At 37.1% G+C, this 22691-nt stretch carries 28 protein-coding genes; 2 read left to right on the top strand and 26 right to left on the bottom strand.

From position 1 onward, the window contains the following. The 11 genes from DXC01_RS16495 to DXC01_RS16440 form a co-directional block, all read right to left on the bottom strand. Positions 1–1836, bottom strand: coding sequence for a KAP family P-loop NTPase fold protein (locus tag DXC01_RS16495; protein WP_118699377.1), 1836 nt, complete (start codon positions 1834–1836; stop codon positions 1–3). 256 nt (positions 1837–2092) lie between these two features. Then, positions 2093–3013 (bottom strand): BsuBI/PstI family type II restriction endonuclease, encoded by a 921-nt coding sequence (locus tag DXC01_RS16490; protein ID WP_117603941.1) that lies wholly within the window; start codon positions 3011–3013, stop codon positions 2093–2095. Beyond that, complete coding sequence (locus tag DXC01_RS16485) at positions 3006–4493, bottom strand: Eco57I restriction-modification methylase domain-containing protein (RefSeq protein ID WP_118699376.1); 1488 nt, start codon at positions 4491–4493, stop codon at positions 3006–3008. Before DXC01_RS16485 ends, DXC01_RS16490 begins: the two co-directional genes overlap by 8 nt. Before the next feature lie 138 nt (positions 4494–4631). After that, a complete protein-coding gene (locus DXC01_RS16480; RefSeq protein ID WP_118699375.1) occupies positions 4632–5009 on the bottom strand; it encodes a TnpV protein in 378 nt (125 codons plus the stop codon). 10 nt (positions 5010–5019) lie between these two features. Continuing rightward, positions 5020–6516 carry a MobA/MobL family protein gene (locus DXC01_RS16475; RefSeq protein WP_199705032.1) on the bottom strand — a complete coding sequence of 499 codons (1497 nt, stop codon included), beginning with the start codon at positions 6514–6516 and terminating at the stop codon, positions 5020–5022. A 342-nt stretch (positions 6517–6858) separates the two neighbouring features. Beyond that, positions 6859–7086 (bottom strand): DUF5348 domain-containing protein, encoded by a 228-nt coding sequence (locus tag DXC01_RS16465; protein WP_118699373.1) that lies wholly within the window; start codon positions 7084–7086, stop codon positions 6859–6861. A gap of 174 nt (positions 7087–7260) precedes the next feature. Beyond that, positions 7261–7503, bottom strand: coding sequence for a complexin-2 (locus DXC01_RS16460; RefSeq protein WP_118699372.1), 243 nt, complete (start codon positions 7501–7503; stop codon positions 7261–7263). Between the two features lie 91 nt (positions 7504–7594). Next, complete coding sequence (locus tag DXC01_RS16455) at positions 7595–8749, bottom strand: AAA family ATPase (RefSeq protein WP_118699371.1); 1155 nt, start codon at positions 8747–8749, stop codon at positions 7595–7597. Beyond that, positions 8746–9069, bottom strand: coding sequence for a plasmid mobilization protein (locus DXC01_RS16450; protein WP_118699370.1), 324 nt, complete (start codon positions 9067–9069; stop codon positions 8746–8748). The genes DXC01_RS16455 and DXC01_RS16450 overlap by 4 nt, the downstream gene beginning before the upstream one ends. After that, positions 9047–10147 carry a site-specific integrase gene (locus tag DXC01_RS16445; RefSeq protein WP_118699369.1) on the bottom strand — a complete coding sequence of 367 codons (1101 nt, stop codon included), beginning with the start codon at positions 10145–10147 and terminating at the stop codon, positions 9047–9049. The genes DXC01_RS16450 and DXC01_RS16445 overlap by 23 nt, the downstream gene beginning before the upstream one ends. A 21-nt stretch (positions 10148–10168) precedes the next feature. Next, positions 10169–10351 carry a helix-turn-helix domain-containing protein gene (locus DXC01_RS16440; RefSeq protein WP_055155747.1) on the bottom strand — a complete coding sequence of 61 codons (183 nt, stop codon included), beginning with the start codon at positions 10349–10351 and terminating at the stop codon, positions 10169–10171. A gap of 237 nt (positions 10352–10588) precedes the next feature. Here DXC01_RS16440 and DXC01_RS16435 point away from each other — a divergent pair, with 237 nt between their 5' ends. Next, complete coding sequence (locus DXC01_RS16435; protein ID WP_118699368.1) at positions 10589–11110, top strand: helix-turn-helix domain-containing protein; 522 nt, start codon at positions 10589–10591, stop codon at positions 11108–11110. 353 nt (positions 11111–11463) lie between these two features. On the opposite strand, the gene DXC01_RS16430 is transcribed toward DXC01_RS16435, so the two are convergent. The 15 genes from DXC01_RS16430 to DXC01_RS16355 form a co-directional block, all read right to left on the bottom strand. After that, positions 11464–11748 carry a hypothetical protein gene (locus DXC01_RS16430; protein ID WP_118699367.1) on the bottom strand — a complete coding sequence of 95 codons (285 nt, stop codon included), beginning with the start codon at positions 11746–11748 and terminating at the stop codon, positions 11464–11466. After that, entirely contained in the window at positions 11729–12463 is a 735-nt protein-coding gene (locus tag DXC01_RS16425; RefSeq protein WP_118699366.1) for a nucleotidyltransferase domain-containing protein, read from the bottom strand. The genes DXC01_RS16430 and DXC01_RS16425 overlap by 20 nt, the downstream gene beginning before the upstream one ends. Before the next feature lie 2 nt (positions 12464–12465). After that, entirely contained in the window at positions 12466–13359 is an 894-nt protein-coding gene (locus DXC01_RS16420) for a pentapeptide repeat-containing protein (protein WP_118699365.1), read from the bottom strand. Positions 13360–13452: 93 nt separating this feature from the next. Next, positions 13453–13752 (bottom strand): type II toxin-antitoxin system RelE/ParE family toxin, encoded by a 300-nt coding sequence (locus DXC01_RS16415; RefSeq protein WP_118699364.1) that lies wholly within the window; start codon positions 13750–13752, stop codon positions 13453–13455. A gap of 1 nt (position 13753) precedes the next feature. Beyond that, on the bottom strand, positions 13754–14002 hold the full coding sequence (locus DXC01_RS16410; RefSeq protein WP_021905858.1) for a type II toxin-antitoxin system prevent-host-death family antitoxin: 249 nt from the start codon (positions 14000–14002) through the stop codon (positions 13754–13756). Between the two features lie 122 nt (positions 14003–14124). After that, a complete protein-coding gene (locus DXC01_RS16405) occupies positions 14125–15180 on the bottom strand; it encodes a helix-turn-helix domain-containing protein (protein WP_118699363.1) in 1056 nt (351 codons plus the stop codon). Between the two features lie 162 nt (positions 15181–15342). Beyond that, the gene (locus tag DXC01_RS16400) at positions 15343–15930 is read right to left on the bottom strand and encodes a helix-turn-helix transcriptional regulator (RefSeq protein WP_118699362.1); all 588 of its coding nucleotides are present in this window, start codon (positions 15928–15930) and stop codon (positions 15343–15345) included. Between the two features lie 199 nt (positions 15931–16129). Beyond that, positions 16130–16504 carry a TnpV protein gene (locus DXC01_RS16395; protein ID WP_118699361.1) on the bottom strand — a complete coding sequence of 125 codons (375 nt, stop codon included), beginning with the start codon at positions 16502–16504 and terminating at the stop codon, positions 16130–16132. 4 nt (positions 16505–16508) lie between these two features. Next, a complete protein-coding gene (locus DXC01_RS16390; protein ID WP_199705031.1) occupies positions 16509–17927 on the bottom strand; it encodes a plasmid recombination protein in 1419 nt (472 codons plus the stop codon). A 342-nt stretch (positions 17928–18269) separates the two neighbouring features. Continuing rightward, positions 18270–18494, bottom strand: a complete 225-nt coding sequence (locus DXC01_RS16380) for a DUF5348 domain-containing protein (RefSeq protein ID WP_072446749.1) — start codon at positions 18492–18494, stop codon at positions 18270–18272. A 190-nt stretch (positions 18495–18684) separates the two neighbouring features. Next, complete coding sequence (locus DXC01_RS16375) at positions 18685–19011, bottom strand: complexin-2 (RefSeq protein WP_330427691.1); 327 nt, start codon at positions 19009–19011, stop codon at positions 18685–18687. Further along, positions 18993–20078: an AAA family ATPase gene (locus DXC01_RS16370; protein ID WP_072446754.1), complete on the bottom strand. Its 1086-nt coding sequence runs from the start codon at positions 20076–20078 to the stop codon at positions 18993–18995. Before DXC01_RS16370 ends, DXC01_RS16375 begins: the two co-directional genes overlap by 19 nt. A gap of 125 nt (positions 20079–20203) precedes the next feature. Continuing rightward, on the bottom strand, positions 20204–20524 hold the full coding sequence (locus tag DXC01_RS16365) for a plasmid mobilization protein (RefSeq protein WP_055307119.1): 321 nt from the start codon (positions 20522–20524) through the stop codon (positions 20204–20206). After that, complete coding sequence (locus DXC01_RS16360; protein WP_118699359.1) at positions 20514–21626, bottom strand: site-specific integrase; 1113 nt, start codon at positions 21624–21626, stop codon at positions 20514–20516. Before DXC01_RS16360 ends, DXC01_RS16365 begins: the two co-directional genes overlap by 11 nt. A gap of 2 nt (positions 21627–21628) precedes the next feature. Beyond that, positions 21629–21823: a hypothetical protein gene (locus DXC01_RS16355; RefSeq protein WP_005611072.1), complete on the bottom strand. Its 195-nt coding sequence runs from the start codon at positions 21821–21823 to the stop codon at positions 21629–21631. Positions 21824–22004: 181 nt separating this feature from the next. Between DXC01_RS16355 and DXC01_RS16350 the strand changes: the two genes are divergently transcribed. After that, complete coding sequence (locus DXC01_RS16350) at positions 22005–22454, top strand: helix-turn-helix domain-containing protein (RefSeq protein ID WP_118699358.1); 450 nt, start codon at positions 22005–22007, stop codon at positions 22452–22454. Positions 22455–22691 lie beyond the last annotated feature (237 nt).

Raw genomic sequence — 22691 nt, 5'->3', positions numbered from 1 at the left:
TTAATCTCCTGTTTTCATAATTCTATCTTTAATTTCTTGTTTTACATTTTTCAACTCATTAAGTAAATTCTCTATTGCATCTTTATCTTCCGAGTACATAGCCTTAAATGATGGAAGATCTCCTGCTTCTAATGGTTTAGCCGCCCTTTTTATTGCCTCGATTATTTCGCCACGGTAATCAGAGAAATTTACAAATAGCAAGCTATAAACATTTGATTCAATATCTCCAGATTCTATCTTTTTGATAAGGACCTTCATGACATCTTCTCGGTCAGACGAGCGCAACTCTTTCATATCTCTCATTATTCCATCCGCCAATCCAGGATTAAACCTACCTATTCTCTCCAATAATTTTCTGCTTTCTTCGCTCAAGTCAGACTCAATATCATCTTGCTTTTTCAGTATCTCTCTCGTCAGATAAAAGTACTTATTCAAATTCTTTTTTTCTAATTCAACCGGAGGACACTTTACCCAATCTTTAATTCGTGGTTTATGCCACTTTGCAAATTCTGAATCCGGACTATCATTATCCAAGCTCTGTCTCATACGTTTAAACTGTTGATTTTCCGTATCAAAATTTGCATTCCACTCATTTAATTTATCAAATAAATCTGGATTTAATTTGTGCAAGGTAAGCAATTTTGCCATAACTCCCATATCAAGCTTATCACCATAGTATAACTTTGATAACTGTCTCTTTGTAATAAACGTATTAAGAAATCTTTTTGCTTGCCGTGGATTTCCTTTAAGCGTATGGGCAACAATAGAACGAATCTGAAGAATTACTTTTGCGACCTCATCGCATTCATTTTTCATTCCAGCTTTATAAATATCGGATTCACTATTTAAAATCTCTTGTATTTGCTCATAATCAATTGCACTTTCTCCAATCATCAACTTCTTCTCTTCTATTTTTTTAATCAACACTTCAAAACTATCTGGTTTCATATATTTTTGCATTACCAGTAATAATAAATAGTTTTGAATATCTTTAGAGGATAACTCAGGTATGTGTACCGGAAGTTGTATCATTTTTTCAATATATTCTTTATCCAATTCTACATCAAAATTATCCACTTTTGGATACTTTTTCTTTATTGCATACTGTATTACATTTTCATCTGCTGCTATAATAAAAGTAGTTTTATTTACAGACAAAAATAATTTGATAACCTCTAACGTTTCAATAATTCGTTCTGGTTGGCATCTATCCAAATCATCAATTAATACAACAACCCTTTTTATTTTATCCGTGTTTATTGCCTCTTGAAATTCATCTTTAAATTTTCTTACATTGTTTACTACGCTATCTGCAGTAGTACTATCATCCTTAATATACTCATCTTTAATATTCTGAACTGAATCAGATATATTTTTTATGACGCCTCCTATCTCTTTCGCATTTTGTGGAACACTAAACAGCAAAGGCAATGGTGTCCCAGAAGCGATGCTTGCTACTACAGGTGCTGCTGAAGATACAACTTTGGTTCCTAATTTTAAAAAGTCAATCTTCTTCAGTAAAGCTCTAAACTTCTTTTTAGTCTCTTCTGCTGGTATTCGCTCTTCCAGCTCTCGTAAAAGAGCTTCCATAATTGCAGACTTTGCATCTTCATAACTTTCAAACATCCAGGCATTAATCGTTACGCATATAATTCCATCTTTTTCCTTATAATGCTGCTCGATCAGATTAAGTAATGTCGATTTTCCTGCTCCCCATAATCCTAATATTCCTATAGTCAATGGATCTATATCTGTTTCTATAGCAATATCAGAAACTATCTCAGCATACGGTTTATAAAACAACATATCTATTTTTGATGCATTATCTGTCCACATACCCCGTCAACCTCTTTCCTTATTGAATTTATTCTTTATATTATCAGCTTACGTTTATTGTATCTCAAATTTTAATGAATTCGTCTCACCCTCTACAAAAGTTATACAAATACCTCTGTAAAAGATAATTTAACAATAACAGAAACTAATTTTCTGCCAAAACATGTAATACAAAGTAGCTACCATTAGTAGTGTAAACGCTCCACTGTGAACCCGCCAGTAGAGCGCTTACAAATCAATATCTTCTAAATTAAATTTACCTCGGTCCCATAAATCGATCACCATTCAGATGTATCATATGCTCCGGCATTTCAGCAATCCAAACTTCCGTCTCCCAAGCCAACTCTTCCGCAAATTTTTTATACGTCTTGAAATCCAGAAATGCTGTTACAAATATTTTTCCTGCTGTTACATCTTTCGTCATCTCTGTAATTTCTAATATTCGTTTTGGATCCATCGGACCGACCGATGTTACAGATTCCACAAAATAAATCCAATTCTTATCTGCCCGATACAATACAACATCAGGCATTTTATCATGTAACGTAATTTCAAATCCCAGTTCTTTTAATTTTTCTACATTCTTCACCAAATCTTTTTCTATTGTATCACCAACGTACAAGCACTCCGAATTTGGTGCAAATCTTGGTGCAAATTCCTCGATAATGGCTTTTTGTAGCTCATTATGCTTACCTGCTGAAAATTTAAAGCTTTCGCCATTTATATTTACCGGCATCATTGTCATCTTCTTTTTGGAAGCGTACAAATCAATTAACTTTTCATGGTAACAAAGGAACCGTTTTATAGATTCCTTCCACGCTGGTGTTTCCATTGTTCTCAGTATTTTGACTGTTTCTTCCGTCAATCTATAGCGATAGTTCGGACTGTTGGTTGCCTTTCCATTATCCTCTATCAAAGCTGCGGTACGAAATCTATGCAAAGCCTGCTTTCTAAATGTTTCTCTACTATTTTCCGCATAACTCATGCCATAAAATGTATTAACAAACTGAATAATATCATGAATACGAATCCATTCATTTGTTGCTTCACTCCATGACATATCCGGCTTTATTCCTGCCATAGCCAGTATCACATAGCAGCATATATCCGCTTGCTGTGCTTTTGGCATGCCTATTGTTTGCAGAAATTCTCTTGTTTCTTCTATTTTCTTATCCACAGTATCCCTCCAATATCAAATTACAATTTTCCTCCGAATAATCCTTACTTTTAAGCACTTTTCTGCCCATTTCCTGAATGTCCTCTAAATCTGGTACCGGCATTGCATTAATCTCTGTTGAATTAACCTGTGTAGACCCATTTAAAATACGATAATATTCATCATAAAGTGTAGAATTAAATAACACATACAATCCATACACCAGGCATTCTGACATTTCCGTTAATACACCGTCCACAAAATTTATTTTATTCTGTGTACTTATCTTTTGGTACTGAGGAAATTTTTGGGCCAAATATACTCCACATTGTAATCTTCGAGGTTCTTCCTTTGCCGTAAATCGCTTTACAAATAGATAATTTTTGTTATCTTGCATTAATCCCTTTTGTTCTGTCACCACATATTCATGCTCTTTCTGTATAGGGAATTCTACTTTTCCCTGTTTTATATGCTGCGAATAAAATAAAGGAATTGCTCCTTCTTCTTCCTCATCTCGAAGTATTTCACGATTACGGAAATCTACGGTCAATCCGGTTTTCATTTTTACACCTATTGCTGGAAGCGTCTTATCAAACTTATGCAGCTTCTTTAATACTTCCACTTCATTTTCATCTGTTACAAGATAAACATAATAGTCTGATCCTGCTACAACCAGATCATACGGAACTGTTAATGATGTCAGCTCCCCAAAATCACTATTTGATTTCGATGATGTAATCGTAACGGTTTCTGGCTTTTCACTTGTCTTTTTTACTTTAATAATAATTGTTTCCTGCAACACACTTTCCTTGTCAAAAACTTTATTTCTGCTGACAAAAAGATGAATATGTTCCAATTTTCCTTCTGTCAGAAAATATTCCCGGAAACGTTTAAAATACGCTCCTGATGTCCATGATCTCGGAATGATGTAAACCATCTCTCCATTTTCACATAAATTAAATAATCCCATAGATGCAAAAATAAAATACAAATTCGGCGCACCATAACATACCTCTGGCATCGCTGTTGCTTCTGGCGCATCTTTCGGAATTTTCATATACGGCGGATTTCCAATCACAAAATCATATTTCTTAGGCTCCGCATTTCCTCCCAACATATGATTAAAATCCAGATACTGACTCAGAATATAGTTATCTTCAACGATATTAACTGTAAATTTTTTCTTTGTCTCTTCTTTACAATATTCCAGATTACGTTTCAACAATGGCAATACATTTTCATCGTTCTCATAACAGGTAAGTTCAATCTCCTGAATAGAATCTATTGTTTCCAATCGCTCAATAAAGGCACATGATAATATACCTGAGCCAGCCCCTGCATCAAGCACACTTACTTTACCTGTTTTCTCATCGAAGTTATATAATCCCGACATAAAACGGGCAGTTTCCATACTGGTAAAAAACTGTCCGTATTTTTTACGTTCTTTTTTCGCCATACTCTCTATATATTCGTTTGTAAGTTCTATAATTTTTTCTAGCATATTCCACCTACCTACAAGCCTTCTATTTCTTCTTATTATACAATAACTTACTACCTTTTTCAACGCTCTTTTACAAACATACGTTCTGTTTTCTGTAAATTAAAACCATAAAGGGCAGCTAAAAAGCCACCCTACACTCTACGCATAAACAATCTTTTTTAACACAATCTCCTCCGCACAAGCCCGGATATTATTCATTCTCCCAACCCATGCCATCTGATCCCGCATCTTCAGTTCTTCTGTCACTCCCTGCTTTTCTTTTATCTGCTCCACCAGTCTGCCCATCATCTGATTACACTCCTCATCAACCAGATGCAAGTGCTCATTTAACTTTCCAGCAAGCACCAACTCCAGATATAATCCTTTCCGATGCTCTTTCAAGTAAGTTTTTCTCAACATTCCATACTTTCCAATCGGATACTCTGTCTCTTCCAGGAGGTACAGGTCTGGATAATACAGACCGTCCTCTCCTAAAGTATAACTGATTCCATTTTCTCCCATAATGTATTTCTCCATGATTGTCCTCCTATCTTGCTCCCCGATCTTTGTTCTGACTACGGGTATGCTGTTTATTTTTCTGTTCATTCTGTATTTCTTGTTTCTTTTCTGCCAGCTTCGCCCTAATACCATGTGCTACTGGCTCTTTGCCAGTTTCTTTCTTCCATTTTGCTATTGCAGTTCGATACTCGCTATACTCAGTTTGAGAAGCCTTAAAATCTTTTAAAAAATCCTGTACACTTCTATAACCGATCTTCTGCACAATCCTCGGAAGATAATCTTTCATATCTCTGATCTGGCTTTTCAGTTCATCAATTTCTTTCTGCAATTCTTTTTTCTTTCTTCCTTTAAACCATCCCGTAACTTCTGACAGTTCTTTCTTCTTTGCAGAAAGCTGTTTTTGTTTCTGTTGAATTGCACCGTTTTGATCTTCCAGTTCTTTATTCACTTTAAATAGTTTCGGATACTTTGATGCAAGCCTCGTCATTTTAGGTTGTTCCGGTTCTGCCTTTTCTTCTTTTGTTGTCTTGACTGCTGCCATGCTATTTTCAGCAACATACTCTGGGTGTTCAGTTTCCGTTCGCTCTGTCTGTTTTGGCACTTCCCTGGGTTTCTTAAACAGCACACTTGCTATCAAAAACTCCAATGCCTCAACAGCCACTGTTACAACTCTGGAAAATAATCGTGGTCTGTTTCCACGCCGGGCAATTGATTCCCTGATCGGTTCCGTGATTTCTTTCCGCTTCACTTCCATTATCTTCGGTTCTGGCACTCCACTAATCAATGCCATATCAACAGCTCTGTTCCATTCCCGGCGTTTTTGGTTATCCGCTTCTATCTCGTGTGCTTTTGGATTGTTCTTTCCAATTTTCTTCGTTGCAAGATACACTCCACCACGCTCAAATACCTGTAACTTCTGGCTTTCATCCTGCACATAAATATTGATTAAATCTGTATACGAATGCTTTATCTCATCCAGAAATGAATTACTCTTAAATCGTTCATCTTTCGCTGTAAACAGCTCCTTTTCATAGACTTCGCCTTTTTTCACAATGTGGCAACCTTCTCTTATCTCACCATCTTCTCCCAGTATCTCTTTTTTAGTTCGGACATGTTTCCCATTTTCATCATAAAACATATTTCTACTGGCAATCTTGATGATTGGTTCGTCTAATAACTTCCGTTCTGCAAATACCAGATGAATGTGATAATTGGTCTTTCTTTTATTGTGGTGCAAAGCAGCGATACACTCCATTCCATAATTCTGCTTAAAATGATTTGTAAAAAGTTGTAGCAATCTATCCGGCTGATATTCTGTAAAACTCTCTGGTAAAGCAATAATCAATTCTCTTGCCTCAATACATTTTCCTTCTGTCCCACTTTTTACAAATTCTTCCTGATTACATTTTGCAAGTTCCTTCCAAAATTTCCGTTCTGTGGTTTCATAAACTGCATAAAGATTTTCCTGTTTTGCGTGACTGGATATATAAGTGATCCTGCCTTTTACATTGCTTAATTTTGTCATTTGAATAAATGAATTTCTTCCGATAGGCACTCCCTCCTTGTCTTCGGCAAAATAAATTCTGCCATATCATTTGTGAGTGGATGCATCGGCATCCGTTTACGAACTATCCGCCTGTCGGCGGAACAGCTCCCGGCAGGGCGAAATATCCTGAATACAAATCTTTGATTTGTGCGATGGGTATATTTCGCTCTCAAACGCCGAGGGCTTTGTGAGATGCTTCTTACATCTACCACAACTTGGCTTTCGCTTTTCATTTTGGGCGTATCCGCCCTCTTTTTCTGCCCGTATCCGGGCTTATTTTTTTCACTAACAACAAACCGACTATTACTCTTCCTTTCTGCTTTATTCCGGTATCCTTGCCCGTACATACTCCAGATCTCCACAATATGGTGTTCCAACCAAATACCATTCTCTCGCCAGATTCATTTCCATTCGTGTCTTTACCCACTGATTATCAACTAGAACTTCCAGACATTCTCCGCAGTTAAATCCTGGATCAATCCATAAGTCTGAGGACAATAATCCATATCTTTTGTTATAACTGTTGTAACCTAATCTTCCTTCTCTCATGGTGTCATTCTCCCTTCATTTATCATTTCCGCAGGGACGCCCTGAATCAGGGCCCCCTTTTGAAAAGTTTTTTCTTCGCCAATCAACTACCGGCTACACCTTACAGACCTTCTCTTTGTTTGCTATCTACAGGTGCGTGGCACGCTCCTGTCATAAGGTCATCAAACAGAATCTTTACCAACGAAAGTCCTCATGCATTCCACACTTATCCAAATACTCTTGTCTTGCCTTTTCCCGTTCTTCCTCGGTTGATGCTGTTTTGAATGTTGTATATAACTGACGTTTTACCATACTGTCTAATTTTTCCATCAATGCTTTTTCTATCTCTGGCAAATATTCTTCATTCCCGGCAAGATGATACTGGAACAATGCCAGTAATAAATCTTTTGGTATCTGCACCTGTGATTTTCTTTCCATGTTTCTCCTTTCCGTGATGGTCGTGACGATAGTGACGATATTTTCACTACCGACACGCTATATAAAATATCGTCACAACCGTCACATATCGTCACGCTTGTTTTCCAACAAAGGCTAATCTGATCTTTCTTCCATCATGTCCTCGTTCCGCTTTATACTGGATTCCATATTCCAGAATCAATCGTTCCAGGCTGACATTTAATTTTCGTGATAATGCGTTCGGCTGCATTTCCACCTGCAATACTTCCACAAGCTCTGTTGCTGTTCCTGCCCACTCTGGCGTAGTTTCTGTTACAAGTTCTTTGATTTTTTCCAACACTGGATCTTCTGGTTCTTTCCAAAGTTCTGTTTCTGTCTTGGTAAGTTCCCAGACACATCTCTCCCGATTAAAGTTCAACCACAGTTTCTGATCCTGCTGGTCACGCCCTGCCACTTCCAGAACTGCCTTATTATCTGTCCGTTTTTCTTTCTGCATAACGAATGCTCCATCCGCAGCTCCAAGCAGACCATTCGTGCCAGAAATCATATCAAAACTATCGGAAGATTCCATTTTCCTTGTATGATGCACAACCAGAAAACAGATACCATATTTATCACTGAATGCTTTCAGCTTCGTTACAATCTCATAATCACTGGCATAACTGAATTTATCTCCACCAACCTCACGCACTTTCTGAAGAGTATCAATGATAATCAGTCTTGCGTCTTTATGCTTCGTCACAAATGTTACAAGCTGCCTTTCCAGTCCGTCATTGAGCGATTTTGATTTTGTAGCGAAATAAAAATTCTCACTGCCTTCCATTCCAAACATCTGTGATAACCGCTTTTGCAACCTTGCATAATCATCTTCCAATGCCAGATACAGAACCGTTCCCTGTCTGACTGAAAAGCCCCACAACGGAAGTCCCTTACTGATGTGATACCCAATCTGTGCCATAAAGAATGATTTTCCAATTTTCGGCGAACCGACAAACAGGTAAGTTCCGTTATACAGAAGTCCATCTACAATTGGCAGTTTTGGTGGATATGCGGTATCGTATAATTCCATCATAGAAACTGTTTCCAGATCACCTGTATTCTTTTTATTTGCTGATTTTGCTGTATTTTCCGCATTATTTGTGGCTTGCAGATTGCCCTTGCCGGGCAAATCTGCTATACTTTGGTTGGTTAATTTATTACTTGATGGCTGTTCCACATCTGCGCCAACAGATGCAATCGGAGCAGTCATTTTTTCTTTTGCTGTCATTCATTTTCCCCTTTCAATCCATACAATGTCTCTCCGACCAATCTCAGGGTACTCAGCAACTCTTCGTTTTCCTCACTGCATTTTTCCAGATGTTTCAATTCTTCATAAATCTCTGCCATCTGATTTCGCAATGCTTTATACACTCTTGGATTTCCTTGTACCACAATTTCTCGATCAGTTAATCGTTTTGTGATATAGTCCTGCTTGCTAAGTCCTGACAATCGGACACATGCATCAATTTGCTCTGCTTCTTCCGGTGATACCCGGAATGCTACGATTTTGTTTCTCCATCTTCCTTTACTGTCCAGATTCTTCTCCATTTGATTTTTCCATCCTTTCAATATCCAACTGTTCTGCCATCTGTGCCTGCTCACTTGGAAACAAATGTGCATATCGGTAAGTGATATCAATGCTCTCATGTCCCATTCGGTCTGCGATTGCCAATACCGTAAATCCCATATTGATCAATAACGATACATGGGAATGTCGCAAATCATGCACACGAATTCGCTTTACCCCAGACACTTTTGATCCTCTGTTCATTTCATGATGCAGATAAGATTTGGAAATTGTGAAAATTCTTTCGTCTTCCTTCAGACCGTAAAGCATTCCCATATAATCCTGCATCTCATCACATATAAATTGTGGCATCTTGATAAATCTGTTACTTTTAAATGTCTTTGGTGGGGTAATCACATCTTCCCGGTTTAATCTTTGATATGATTTGTTAATTCGCAGTGTATGCGTTGTAAAGTCAAAATCCGCTGGTGTCAGGGCAAGCAACTCTCCTTCACGGATACCACACCAGTAAAGCATTTCAAAAGCGTAGTAAGAAACTGGTTTATCCATCATCACATCTGCAAATTTCAAATACTCTTCTTTCGTCCAGAACAACATTTCCTTATATTCCTCTATTGCTATATTTCCAGCTTTCTGTGCCGGATTAGAAGGCAAATGATAAAAATCAACTGCATGATTGAAAATGGCACTTAACTGGCCGTGGATTTTCCGCAGATATGAAACAGAATACCCTTTTCCATTCGCTCTCTTAAATGCAAGCAAATGATTCTGCCATGCAATCACATCTTTTGGTTCAATTTCTGCAATCTTTCTCTCCCCAAAGTATGGAAGAATTTTTGTTCTGGCAATATTATTCTTAGTTCCCCATGTGTTATCCCGGATTCGTTCCTTTTTATCTTCTACATAGATTTCATAAAAACTTGCGAAAGTCATATCCAGTTTTGCATCATGCTTTAACATTTGTTCGTGTTCCCACATCTGCGCTTCTCGCTTCGTAGGAAATCCTCGTTTTGAAGTCTGTTTCGTTTTCCCTGTCCAGTCGGTATACCGATAAACCACTCGCCACTTCCCAGTGACATTATCTTTGTAAATACTCATACAAATTCTCCTCTCTTTCTCTTACACTTCGCTGTAACACACTTTTTTGCGGAAATAATTGGTGTTTACTCTACCAGCTACCGTAAGATAACCTAGCTTCTGTAATTCTTCATTTAGCTGTTTAACAATCTTATAAGCATAAGACTTGGAAACTCCCAGTTCCGCTGCAACTTCTTCTACTGTCATAAAAGTTCTATTCGTCACATCGCATCTCCCCTTTCATTATTAACGCAATTTGTTTAAGTTATTACATTTGCATGATACTAAACATTTTAATTTAAGTCAAGTGGTTTTGGCAAGAATATTAAATTTTTTTGTTTAAGTTCTTCTTGCTATCCAAAATTGCTCATGTTATACTGAACCTAAACAGAATTGTTTTGTTCTATATCACAACAAAACTGGCAACACACGAACGTCATATCATGAAGGAGGCAAACAACTATGGCAATCGGACAACGTATCAAATATTTTCGTAACCGCATCGGCATGACACAAAAGCAACTCGGAGAACAACTGGGATTCATGGGAAAAACCTCAGATGTCCGCATGGCTCAGTATGAATCTGAAGCCAGAGTTCCTAAGATTGATCTTGTAAAACAAATGTCTCAGATCTTTGATATCAATACTCATGCCTTAACAGTTCCAGATATTGATACTCATATAGGTCTGATGCACACACTATTTGCACTGGAAGATATGTATGGTCTGAAAGTAAAAAATGTAGATGGACAACCTCATCTCTGCCTTGACTCTTCCATATCCGCTCCCGGCTCATCTGCTGATGAAATGCTTCGTGCATGGATGCAACAGGCTGACAAACTGAAAAACGGTGAAATCAGCAAGGAAGAATATGATGAATGGAGATATAAGTACCCGGAACCGGATACTTACCAGAAACGCGCCAAGGTACCATCTCAGGAATTGAGCGACTACTTTGTGCAAGAATTGTCTAAGAGGAAATAAAATAAGAGAAAAGAAAAACCTTACCGATATTCAGTTTTTTACTTCTGAAAATCAGTAAGGTTTCTTTATATACGTTATGAAATAAAATTTTTATTCGCTGAATAACCACAAAATGTTGCCATTTTGTTGCCAGATACTAAGCAAATTTGTTTGAATCCCGCATAAATACTGGCTTTGTCAAATTGTGTGGATTATTCAAACTCGCAAATAAAATCTCTTCACTATACTTTTTAGTATTGGTATTATGGCTCCATTTGGTTTTATATGTGTTCTACTGTCCTAAATCCATAGGATATACTGAACGGTGTTATCAATTTGTTATCATTATTGTGTTATCAAAAACGTTTCTTTCATTAAGCAGCTAAACTATTTAGTTCTGCTTTAACAGCTAACATATCTTGTTTCAAAACAATAAAGCTCTTTAAACAACCATCTGATGTTTGATTACTTTGATCTGAAATGTATTGTAGCTTGTAAATAATCCCATTGCACAATTCTAATAAATGATTATTATTTTCCATCTTAGCATATTTGACTGTATGATTTAATGATCTTTCAAGTTTTGTTCTAAATAAATATGGAGAAGCATTTTCTAACGTCAAAATATTATCCCATTCTTTACATATTTTTTTCATCATAATTTTTACACCTACCCTTCGCAACCTTTAATAAATCATTTTCTATTTCAATCCATTTTTTCAGTTGTTCTACTTTTCCTTTTGGTACACATTCTATTTTGTTTGTATGATAAAGCCGATATTGATATAACTCCTTATATTCTTTTAAATTAATATTTATTTTGTATTTAGAAAAGCAATACATCACCGCTGAGTTTCTTCCAAAATCCAATCGTTCATCTAAATATGAAATGGCAATACATGTATTTCTAACTAAAGAAGCTAATACTGCTAACTCATATTCAACACATATATATTCATCATTCAATTCACATTTTATATCTGATAATATTTCTGAATATTCTTCTAAATCATTCTCAGTATTATTATATCTCGGTAAAGTTAAAAGTAATGAAGGCATCTCATTACTTCTACTATAAATTATTTTCCCCTCCTTTTTTATATGCCATAAAAAATAAGAACCAGACTCGTACATTCTTAAAATTTTGCTATGTCTATATAAAGATATCCAAGAAACCGGAATATTTAAATAATTAGAAAATTTATTTTTCCAATCAATATATTCATCTTCAGTGCAATCATCAATGACAATTAAAATATCTATATCACTATACTCGTCTTCATCTCCTCGTGCGACTGACCCAAACAAATATATTTCTTCAACATTTTTTTCATCTTTTACCTTAGAAATACTATCTAATAAGCTTTTATTCAACTCTACCCTCTCCTATTAATATATCTAAACAATGCAGCAACAAAAAAGCCCATTAGTACAATTCCTATTCCACCTTCCATTACCGATAACACTTTATACAAGAATACATCTGGGGTATATTCACAAGTTACGGTAAAAAAATTGCTCAAACTCATATAGCCAGCAATTCCCCATGTCATCTGCACTCCCTTTGAAACCTCTTCGATTCCATAATAATACCCTAACATAAAAATAAGAAGTACAATTATAACATTAAATATAAGTCTTATTAATTTTTCTCCATATCCCCATAGTATTTTATTTGCCTTGCTTAATATGTAATTGCCTAATCCAGATAACTGATCTATTGCATTATATTTTCTATAATATTTGTCACTGCCTTTATGCCAGAATTTTTTCCAATAATATTCTTCACTCGCTTCCTTTTCTTCAAAATAATATTTTCTATATTCATCTTCGTGACCTAATTTCAAACATTCTAAAGATAAATTCTTACATAATTCCCATCTTATATTTGGTCGTTTTGAAAGAGATTGTAATAAATCATTATATTTAATAAAACACCCTTCAAATTTGCAATAATCAAATGTACAATTAACTAAAGTAATTTCATCAAAATTACAATTAATAAAGATAGTTGTTGTAAAATTCACTCCATCAAAATACGCTTTTTTAAAATAGCAATCTATAAATACATTAAAACGCAAATCATCATTTGAAAATTTTGATCCACGAAATCCCACTTTAGCAAAAGTACTATTATTAATTATAAAATTTTCACTAATCCACTTTTCATCAATTCTTTCATTAGCTATTATGATATTTTCATATTTTTTCTTTTGATTTTGTATATCTTCAAATTTAATACATTGACGATTTTCGAAATATTGTTGCATCTTTCGATTCTCCCACTTTAATACATGTCATCTACAATATTCACAATTATTTATAATAAAGTACTTCCATTCTTTATCACAACCAAATTATATTCAATCAAAGATTCTCGTAATATCCTGATATCGGTTAACTACACGATAAATCTCTACATATTCGTTACTAACCTTGTAGATAATCACATAATCTTCCCATATCGCATATTTATAATCTGTCCGAAAGCTGACTCTTTTAGAAAGATCCGACCCCATTCCCGGAAACATCTGAAGATTTTCAAATTTTCCATAAATTTCCTTTATTGTCTTTGCAGCATATTCTTCATTATCCTCAGCAATGTAATCCCGAATATTTTTCAAATCCTTTGCAACAATCGGATTGATCCGCAGTTTTAACATCTTATTCCCCCACAAGTGCTTTCAGTTCATCCAGATCCAGCCAGCCTTCTCCGTCTTTCACTGCTTCTTCAGCTTCCTGCAACTTCAGCAGAAGCTTTTTCTCTGCACGATCACGCTCATAATCTTCAATATCCATGACAACGAAACGTCCTCTGCCATTCTTGGTCAGATATACCGGTTCTCCTTTGTGACAGTTTTTCAGGACTTCATTATAATTTCTCAAATCAGATACTGGTAAAATATTTGCCATATTCTTTCAGCTCCTTCCTTTGATTTCAAATTGTTTCTTCTACTTTTATTATACACAAAAAGCTGTAAAATTCAACGTAGATTTTTACAGCTCTTATCATTTCTATATATTTTTATCACAATCTATTTCAAATATTGAGCAAAAATCGCCTCCAGTTCTTTATTCCCTTTCAAAAATTCATACTCTTCTTTATTTTCAATTTCTGTAGCTAATGCACGAACAAAATTATTTCCAACGCCTGAAAAAGACTTTCCCTGTACTGTATCCGCATATCTGTAATATAAAGGTGATTCCACCATCTTCCATGGCTTCTGTGACTCCATCAGCACTTCTTTTATCAACTGAATACATTTTTCTACATCCTTTCGATACACGGCAATCAATAGATATGGTACTACTTTACCGTAATCCCACAGACCAAATAACGATACCATATGTTCTGTGATTTCGGCAATCTCCTCTGCTTTACAATGATTTCCGGTTTCTTCTTCCATTTCTATCAACTTATACAGATAGTTTTGTATATTCGTAACTGTCTGCATCAGTTTTCCCTCTAAAAAGAACGCCGCAACATCTGTCCCTTCCTGGTGTGCTAATACATTCGTTTTCATAATTGTGGCATCTATCATAGTATCTGGAATTTTATCCAAAAAGATATTTGCTTCTTTATATTTTTCCATTTGTACATATTTCGCCGCAAGCATAAAAATACTGGAAATCCTTACCTTTTCATCCGGACTTTCAGCAGTTTGTCCCAGCCATTCAACAATCACATTATTACATTCCAACTTTTTCTCATCATCGACATCGGATAAAGTTAGCACCGCATTTAAAACAGTAGCAATTGAATAAATCAACGAATCACAATGAGGATATTCCTTTATTTTATTTTTTCCCATCTCAAAAGCTTTTATAAAGCTATCCAATGAAACTTCCGAAAGCTCATTTGCAAATTGTCCAATCTCTTTTTCTGTCAATTCTTCACGAAATGAAAATAGTTCATTCATATCAATTTTTAATAATCGAGCAATTGCCGGAAGTAATGATATATCTGGATATGTGTTTCCTTTTTCCCATTTATTTACCGCAGGAGTAGAAACGTCCAAATAATCCGCCACCTGTTCTTGTGTTAATCCCGCAGTTTTCCGATAGTTTTTTATCTTCTCACCAATTTGCATTGTTCCTACCTCCTGTTTATATTCTCATTATAGTATTTCTAATATGTGTTTACAATTGAGCCTTCGTTTAATTATGGCTTCGATTTCTTAACTACCGGTTAAAATCTGCGAGAAAAATGCTCTATTTTATAATTCTACAAATCAAAATATCCTTAAATTTAATTAATTCAAGAATACGTGCATCAGTACTCCAATTAAGAAGCAAATCATCGCTGTAACACCCGCACTGATAATAACCTTTAATATATTTTGATAAGGGCGTTTTCCCACTTCAACTGCCTTATGAAGTTCATCCAATTTTTTTCCCTCCGTAAATGCAACAATTTCCTTATAGGTTTGTATATCATTTTTCTTTTTTAGTTTTTCAACCTTTAACGCCCAGTACATTGTAATAATAAATAAAATCCCAAACGGAATATACGCATACCTTCCGAGCCACATAAACAAAGGTACTGCCGATATAATCAACACGGCCAAATGAACTGTATAGATGGAACCATAATAATTAAACTTTTTAATTTCTTGATCGCTAATAATTTCTTTCATTTTCTCTATATCTCCTTTAATTAATTGATCGAGAGATACATTAAACAATGAACTAAGAAGTAACAGGCTATGAATATCAGGATAACTCTTTTCGTTTTCCCAATTAGAAATTGTCTGTCTTGTTACATATACCTTTTCTGCCAGTTCCTCCTGTGATAGATGAAGCTCTGTTCGGTATTTTTTTATCTGTATACTCAGCTCCATATAATTTCCTCCCTTCGCAAGTAATTTGTTCTCTTAATCTGAGCCAAGAATAATCACTTTTTCATTATCTGTCTATCAAAGATATTTTACTTAACGGAAAACACAATGTCAAAAGAGTTTTACACTACAAAACTCATGCCTTTTCAACAATTTTTATTTTCCTCTTTGTAAAGAGCAGCCTTTCGACTGCCCTTTCTACTCACATATATACCCTCTCTTTCAACACAATTTCTTCCGCACATGCTTTTATATTATTCATCAAACAAACCCATTTCATCTGATCCTGCATTTTCACTTGTTCTGTCACACCCTGTTTTTCTGCCATCTGCTTCATTAGGCTTTCTACCTGTTCCCTAGCTTCCTGATCAACTCGATTTAAATGTGCTATCAATTCCCCTGTCATCAATAAATACTGGTATCGTGCCGGTTTGTGCTCTTTCAGGAACTGTTTCCGCAGCATTCCATATTTACCATAGGTCGGTTCTTCCTCATTCACTGCCAGATCCGGCAGGTAATAATCTCCATGCAGTGTATAGCTTAATCCATTACTTTCATCATAAATGTGCTTTTTCATTGTCTTATTTCTCCATTCCTCTGTTTTTTGTTTTATTTTTCTTACGCTGTTGATTCTCCATCTCACTCTTTCGGGCACCCCAGGCCAGTCTTTCGTGAATACTTCCTTGAGGCATTTGCTCCATTTGTCTTTTTTCTTCTAATACTTTCTGCTCCTGTATATCTTGCTGTACCGCATCCTCTACAACATTTTCCCCAAGAACACGCACTACCCGGTCATATCTGTCGGAAACATCCTGCAATTGTTGCTTTTCCTCAGATAACTGCTGTTTTTCTTCACATGCTGTATCTAGCTCTCTCTGTACTCGGTTATATGCCTGCTTTGTTTCCTGATATTTGTGTTTCCATTTTTCTACTTCTTTGGTAAGTTCTTTGACCTGGGCAGCCATTGCAGCAATTTTATTTTTCATCTGGATAAACAGTGGTTTTATCTTTTTATCCCGGTAAGTTGTAGCACGTTCTAATGTACCAGCTTCCGGAAGTAAAGTTTTCACAGTCCCATATTCCTTTATTTCCGCACTGACATTATCCATAACAGGCTGCAATCGTTCTCTGCGTTCTTCCAGGCTGTGCAGATCTTTCTCGACTTTTTCCGCACGCTTCTCAGCTTCCTCTTTATCTTTAACTGCCTGCTCCTTATCATCTTTTAAAAGCTGGATATCAGCTCTTACTTCCGCAATCTGTGCAGTCAGTCCTTCATTCTCAGCAGTGAGATATTCTTTCTCCTGTTCCAGTGCCTGTACTTCCTTTTTACGTTCTTTCTTCTTAAAATTATAAACATCCAGATGCTCCTCATGTGTCCCTTTCTGCTCCCATTCAATTCCATGCTGCCGGGCAATCTCTGCAAGCAATTCTTTTTCATGGTTGATCCACTGATTTAACTCTGTATCGTGTTTGTTCCCGCCTTGAAATCCCATGCTTTTTAATGCCTGCTTCAGTGAAACCCTGGTATCCATTCCTTTCCCTTTCCAGCCAGTCACATAAGGGACAAAATCAATATGCAGATGCGGTGTAGCTTCATCCTGGTGCAGATAACAGCTAAATACATGAAGTGTTGGATTTCGTTGCTGAAAATTCTTTACATACTCATCCAGTACTTTTACCGCCAGATCTCCTTCTGTCGTTCCCACAGCCATATCTTCTCGATTTCCAATCTGGAAAATCACTTCATGGAACAGCTTTTCCTGCTTTCCCTGACGAATTTTTTCATAGTAATTTGTAATCTGCCGGTCCTTTCTTTTTCCCACATTGTACCGTTCCACAGAATCATCAAACAACTCTTTATATACTTCTTTCAGATTTTCATTCTGGTAACAGATATTCAGGTGTACTCTGTCTGGGTCTACATTTTCAGCTACAAAATCCCGTCTGTTATGAGCCAGCGATCCAGCTCCAATCATGCCGCTGATCGTTCTTCTCATCATTATGCTCCTCACCTCTCCTTCTAAAAAGCGTGCCAGATATGGCACATAATTTGTATTTCCGCCAACTATGGCGATTATAAGAAATCTTCGCCGGATACAATATTTCGGAACCTTCTCGAACATTAGTAGTTCGAGAAGTATCTGGGACAAGCCCCTCTTTTGTTACTTTTGTCAAAAGTAACGCAAAAGCACTTTCGACAGCCGTACCGCCTATCAAAAGTACCCTTGCGCCCTGCCGGGGGCAAGACGTCCGGAGGACGTCTGTTCTGCACCGACCGGAGCGGAGACCATTATTTCTCCCGCTAGTCGGATTGCTTCTGCGTTACTCACTTAACTAATCTATTACTGTATTCTCGCCCGTATATATTCCAGATCTCCGCAGTACGGTGTTCCTACCAGATACCATTCCCTTGCCGGATTCATCTCCATTCTGGTCTGCACCCACTGATCATCAATTAGTACTTCCAAGCATTCCCCACAATGAAATCCTGTATCAATCCATAAATCTGATGACAATAAACCATATCTATCGTTACTGCTGTTATATCCTAATCTTCCTTCTCTCATTGCTGTATGCTCCTTTCTATTGTCCTACTGTAAGGACGCCCTGATTCAGGGCTCCCTTTCGCAGCCTATAATTTACCGATAAATAATCGGGTAATCTATAACCTCTCGTCTGTATCTTACCGGCTTTCTCCTTGTCTGATATTTACAGGTGCGTGACACGCTCCTGTTATAAAGTGATCAGCAAGAATCTCTACCAACGAAAGTTTTCCGGTATTCCCTTCCTTTCCAGGTATTCCTGCCTGGACTTTTCTCTCTCTTCCTCTGTTGGGGCTGTTTTGTACTTGCTGTATAACTCCCGATCTACCATTGCATTCAATTTCTTTTCTAACTCTTTCCTTATGATTTCTTCGCCCTCATAATTCTCCATCAGGAAATATTGCAACAGTTGAAAGAATAACTCATATGGTATCCGCACATTTCTATTTTTCATCTGATCTCCTTTCAAGGTGGCAAGATACCCTATTATTAAGATATGGTCATCTTGCCATCTTCCTTTTTCTACTCTGACAACATCCAATACCACTGATTTCCACGTTTTACGGAATCTATTCCCAGTTCCATTTTGGCATTTCTCAGTGTTTTCTTTTTAATTCCCAGTTTTTCTGCTTCTTCCTCAATTTTCTTTTGTGCCATACCTCCATCAGCCAGTATCTCAAGCAGAAATTCTTTTGCTTTCCGGGTTTTCTGTCCTTTTCCCTCTCCATTGAGCAATTCATCTGCACTAATGTCATATTCACCAATCCATTCAAATCCGTTGTTTTTATCCAGACGGAACGCAATCGCTTTACCTTCCGGTGCCAGGGAACTCTTTGTATGGCACACAACTCTTACTTCCGGTTCGTCCTTAATTCGTCCGACAATCAAAACGCTTCTTGCAGCTGCCTGAAAATCAATAGAACCAAGTCCCCGGTAAGAAGATTTTCCGTTACTGTTCTTGTTCATGTGTCCAATCAGAATAATCGCACAATGATATTTTTCTGCCAAGACTGCTATACGTTTCATCAAAGGACGGATTTCATTAGCCCTGTGCATATCCACCTCTGATCCAAGGAAGCCCTGAATCGGGTCAAGCACAACCATTCTGGCTTTTGTCTGCACAATTGCTTCTTCCAACCGGACATCTGCCATCGTCAGCGGTTGCTCACTGTCATCGATAACCATGACCTTTGTGCAGTCTGCACCTGCAGCAAGTAATCTTGGTTTTATCGTATCTCCAAGACCATCTTCTGCAGTCTGGTAGATTACATTTACTGGTGCCTCCAAATGCTGTGTTGACGCATTGTTTTCAATATTTTCTGCATCTACCATATCGCTTTCACTATCAATATCTATCCTTTTATCTTTTGTTGAATCAGCTGGAAGAATAGTCTCTCCTCTGGTCAGTTTTGCAATAATTTGAAGCACCATTGTCGTTTTTCCTTCTCCCGGATCTCCCTGTATAATTGTTACTTTTCCATAGGGAATAAATGGATAAAGCAGCCATTCAATCTGCTCCACTTCCACCGTATCCATGTTGATGAGTTTCAGTTCCGGTTCCAGCCTTTTTTGTACTGTTTTATTTGTTTCTGTTCTTTTGTTTTCCATCAAATCCTCCTTATTTTCCCGTTGAAAGAAAGAGTGGTTTTTGATAGAATACTCATAGAAGTTTTTTGGAAGAGTATTCTACCAAATCCCTGCCTTTAGGTGTTTGCCGACACTTAAAGGCTCTTTTATTCCGCTTTCATTCCAGCCATTGTTATTGTGATAAGCCGAATCACTTCCAATAAATCCTCCGGCACATCTTCTCCCTTTTTCAGACGTTTCAGCTCACCCAGTACCTTTTCAAGTTCCTTCTTCAAAGCTTTATACACCCTGGGATTTCCTGTAACCACAACTTCTTTTTCCTGCAATCTTCGGATAATATATTCTTGTTTGGTTAATCCCGATAGCCGTACTGCCGTCTCCAGAAGTTCATCTTCTTCCGGTGACATCCGAAATGCTACAACTTTATTTCTCCAACGTCCCTGCTGATCCAGACATTTAGCCGACATTTGCAAGTCCTCCTTCTACTTCATTTAATTCTTCATCCATATTTTCCGCATCCAGCTGCTCTGCCATGTCCTGCTGTACCGACGGAAACAGATGTGCATACCGGTAAGTAATCTTTTCTGCTGAATGTCCAACCCTTTTTCCGATTGCTAGTGCGGTATACCCCATATTGATCAACAGGGATACATGACTATGCCTGAGATCATGAACTCTGATTTTCTTTACCCCACTCGCTTTACAGCCTCTTTCCATCTCATGATTCAGATAATATTTTGTTACCGGAAAAATGCGGTCGTCAGGCTTTAAACTGTAATATAATTTCAGACAGTCCTGCATTTCATCACACAGAAACTGTGGCATTATGACTGTCCGCACACTGTTCTTTGTCTTTGGCGTACTGATTACATCTTCTCCTTTCAAACGCTGATAGGACTTATTGATCCGAAGCGTTTTCTTTTTGAAATTAAAATCTGCTGGTGTTAAAGCAAGCAGCTCGCCCGAACGAATTCCACACCAGTAAAGCAGTTGAAAAGCATAGTAGGAAAGAGGTTTGTCCATCATTTCTTCTGCAAATCGCTTATACTCCTCTTTTGTCCAGAACAACATTTCCTTGCCTTCTTCTTCTCCCAGTGCCCCAGCTTTTCTTGCCGGATTAGTGCTAAGATCGTAATATTTCACTGCATGATTAAAAATAGTGCTTAATTGTCCATGTATCGTTTTCAGATACGTTGGCGAAAGCGGTTTTCCTGTTTTCGTTTTCAGTTTTCTCATCTGGTTATGCCAGTCCATCACATCTTTAGCTGTAATTTCCGATACTTTACGTTTTCCAAGATACGGAAGAATCTTTTTCTGAATAATATTTTCTTTTGTAAGCCAGGTACTCTGCTTCAAAGAAGGTCTGACATCTTCTTCATACATAGTGCAAAAGCTTTCCATTGTCATATCTACGCTTGCTTTCTTCTGTAATTTGAATTGTAATTCCCAGTCCGCAGCTTCTTTTCTTGTAGAAAATCCTCGTTTGCATTTCTGTTTTCTTGCACCTGTCCAGTCCTGATACCGGATCATCACATACCAGGTGCCATTGTCATTCTTATAAATTGCCATTCTTAATTCCTCCCATCATTCGATCTTGTTCCATAGAACTGCTCATAGAAATATTTCCGGTCAACCTTTCCTGCAATGGTCTGACATCCCATCGCCTGTAACTCCCTGTTTAGCCTTTTCATCAGCTTGTATGCGTAGGATTCCGATACTTCCAGGACTTCCATGACCTCTTTCACATTCATAAACATTTTACTCATAGAAAATTTCTCCTTTCTTTTTACTATACTATTTTGTATGGGTTGAATTATGCTATACTATTCTGTATGGGTCAAGTACTTTCAATACATTTACCCATACTTTTTTGTATGTATTTTCTTGTCTCTACTATTTGGATATGCTATACTCAACCTATCAAGAAAAAGACAGGAGATATAGCATATGGCAATAGGCGAAAGAATCCACCATTTCAGACTTCTGCGTGGTTTCACGCAGAAATATTTGGGGCAACAGCTGGGATTCAGTGATTCACAGGCTGATGTCCGCATTGCACAGTATGAAAAAGGGGCACGCAGTCCAAAAGAAAAATACCTGAACGCACTGGCTGATATTTTTGAAGTATCCCCTCATGCTCTGGCTGTTCCGGATATTGACAGTTACGTTGGGCTGATGCATACCTTATTTACCTTAGAAGACCTTTACGGACTTCACATTGATGAGATTGACGGAGAACTCTGCCTCCGGCTGGACAAATCCAAAGGAACCACCTACCTTTCTATGTTTGATATGTTCCATGCATGGCAGGAACAGGCAGAAAAACTCAAATCCGGCGAGATCACTCAGGAAGAATATGATCAGTGGCGTTACAACTATCCAAAAAGCGCAAAATAAAAGCCGACGAAAAAAGGCCTTACCAAATTGATTTCACTCAATTCAGTAAGACCTTTTTTGTCGGTTTCACACATATTACTCGATAACCGCAGGATACCTGATAAATAATACAAAGATATCCAGTGTTATCATTTTGTTATCAAATAGAACTTTATTCGCTCGGAAACGCCCTGTTTATACAATGTCATTAACTTAAAAGCAGAAGATATTTATTCCTAAAAGGATTAGATATCTTCT

Origin of the sequence: Blautia sp. OM07-19 (assembly GCF_003481595.1) — a bacterium.
GTDB classification, from domain to species: Bacteria; Bacillota; Clostridia; order Lachnospirales; family Lachnospiraceae; genus Blautia_A; species Blautia_A intestinihominis.
Note: the sequence above shows the minus strand (reverse complement) of the source record. Positions and strands in the feature narration are given on the sequence as shown.

Bases quoted from the DNA above. Each gene is read 5' to 3' on its own strand.
- DXC01_RS16460 (WP_118699372.1), bottom strand. From the start codon at position 7,503: ATGGAAAGAAAATCACAGGTGCAGATACCAAAAGATTTATTACTGGCA.
- DXC01_RS16400 (WP_118699362.1), bottom strand. From the start codon at position 15,930: ATGGAGCTGAGTATACAGATAAAAAAATACCGAACAGAGCTTCATCTA.
- DXC01_RS16430 (WP_118699367.1), bottom strand. From the start codon at position 11,748: ATGATGAAAAAAATATGTAAAGAATGGGATAATATTTTGACGTTAGAA.
- DXC01_RS16380 (WP_072446749.1), bottom strand. From the start codon at position 18,494: ATGAGAGAAGGAAGATTAGGATATAACAGCAGTAACGATAGATATGGT.
- DXC01_RS16360 (WP_118699359.1), bottom strand. From the start codon at position 21,626: ATGGCAATTTATAAGAATGACAATGGCACCTGGTATGTGATGATCCGG.
- DXC01_RS16395 (WP_118699361.1), bottom strand. From the start codon at position 16,504: ATGAAAAAGCACATTTATGATGAAAGTAATGGATTAAGCTATACACTG.
- DXC01_RS16495 (WP_118699377.1), bottom strand. From the start codon at position 1,836: ATGTGGACAGATAATGCATCAAAAATAGATATGTTGTTTTATAAACCG.
- DXC01_RS16485 (WP_118699376.1), bottom strand. From the start codon at position 4,493: ATGCTAGAAAAAATTATAGAACTTACAAACGAATATATAGAGAGTATG.
- DXC01_RS16480 (WP_118699375.1), bottom strand. From the start codon at position 5,009: ATGGAGAAATACATTATGGGAGAAAATGGAATCAGTTATACTTTAGGA.
- DXC01_RS16405 (WP_118699363.1), bottom strand. From the start codon at position 15,180: ATGCAAATTGGTGAGAAGATAAAAAACTATCGGAAAACTGCGGGATTA.
- DXC01_RS16420 (WP_118699365.1), bottom strand. From the start codon at position 13,359: ATGCAACAATATTTCGAAAATCGTCAATGTATTAAATTTGAAGATATA.
- DXC01_RS16450 (WP_118699370.1), bottom strand. From the start codon at position 9,069: ATGGAGAAGAATCTGGACAGTAAAGGAAGATGGAGAAACAAAATCGTA.
- DXC01_RS16350 (WP_118699358.1), top strand. From the start codon at position 22,005: ATGGCAATAGGCGAAAGAATCCACCATTTCAGACTTCTGCGTGGTTTC.
- DXC01_RS16415 (WP_118699364.1), bottom strand. From the start codon at position 13,752: ATGTTAAAACTGCGGATCAATCCGATTGTTGCAAAGGATTTGAAAAAT.
- DXC01_RS16365 (WP_055307119.1), bottom strand. From the start codon at position 20,524: ATGTCGGCTAAATGTCTGGATCAGCAGGGACGTTGGAGAAATAAAGTT.
- DXC01_RS16475 (WP_199705032.1), bottom strand. From the start codon at position 6,516: ATGACAAAATTAAGCAATGTAAAAGGCAGGATCACTTATATATCCAGT.
- DXC01_RS16445 (WP_118699369.1), bottom strand. From the start codon at position 10,147: ATGAGTATTTACAAAGATAATGTCACTGGGAAGTGGCGAGTGGTTTAT.
- DXC01_RS16370 (WP_072446754.1), bottom strand. From the start codon at position 20,078: ATGGAAAACAAAAGAACAGAAACAAATAAAACAGTACAAAAAAGGCTG.
- DXC01_RS16455 (WP_118699371.1), bottom strand. From the start codon at position 8,749: ATGACAGCAAAAGAAAAAATGACTGCTCCGATTGCATCTGTTGGCGCA.
- DXC01_RS16410 (WP_021905858.1), bottom strand. From the start codon at position 14,002: ATGGCAAATATTTTACCAGTATCTGATTTGAGAAATTATAATGAAGTC.
- DXC01_RS16355 (WP_005611072.1), bottom strand. From the start codon at position 21,823: ATGAGTAAAATGTTTATGAATGTGAAAGAGGTCATGGAAGTCCTGGAA.
- DXC01_RS16435 (WP_118699368.1), top strand. From the start codon at position 10,589: ATGGCAATCGGACAACGTATCAAATATTTTCGTAACCGCATCGGCATG.
- DXC01_RS16390 (WP_199705031.1), bottom strand. From the start codon at position 17,927: ATGATGAGAAGAACGATCAGCGGCATGATTGGAGCTGGATCGCTGGCT.
- DXC01_RS16465 (WP_118699373.1), bottom strand. From the start codon at position 7,086: ATGAGAGAAGGAAGATTAGGTTACAACAGTTATAACAAAAGATATGGA.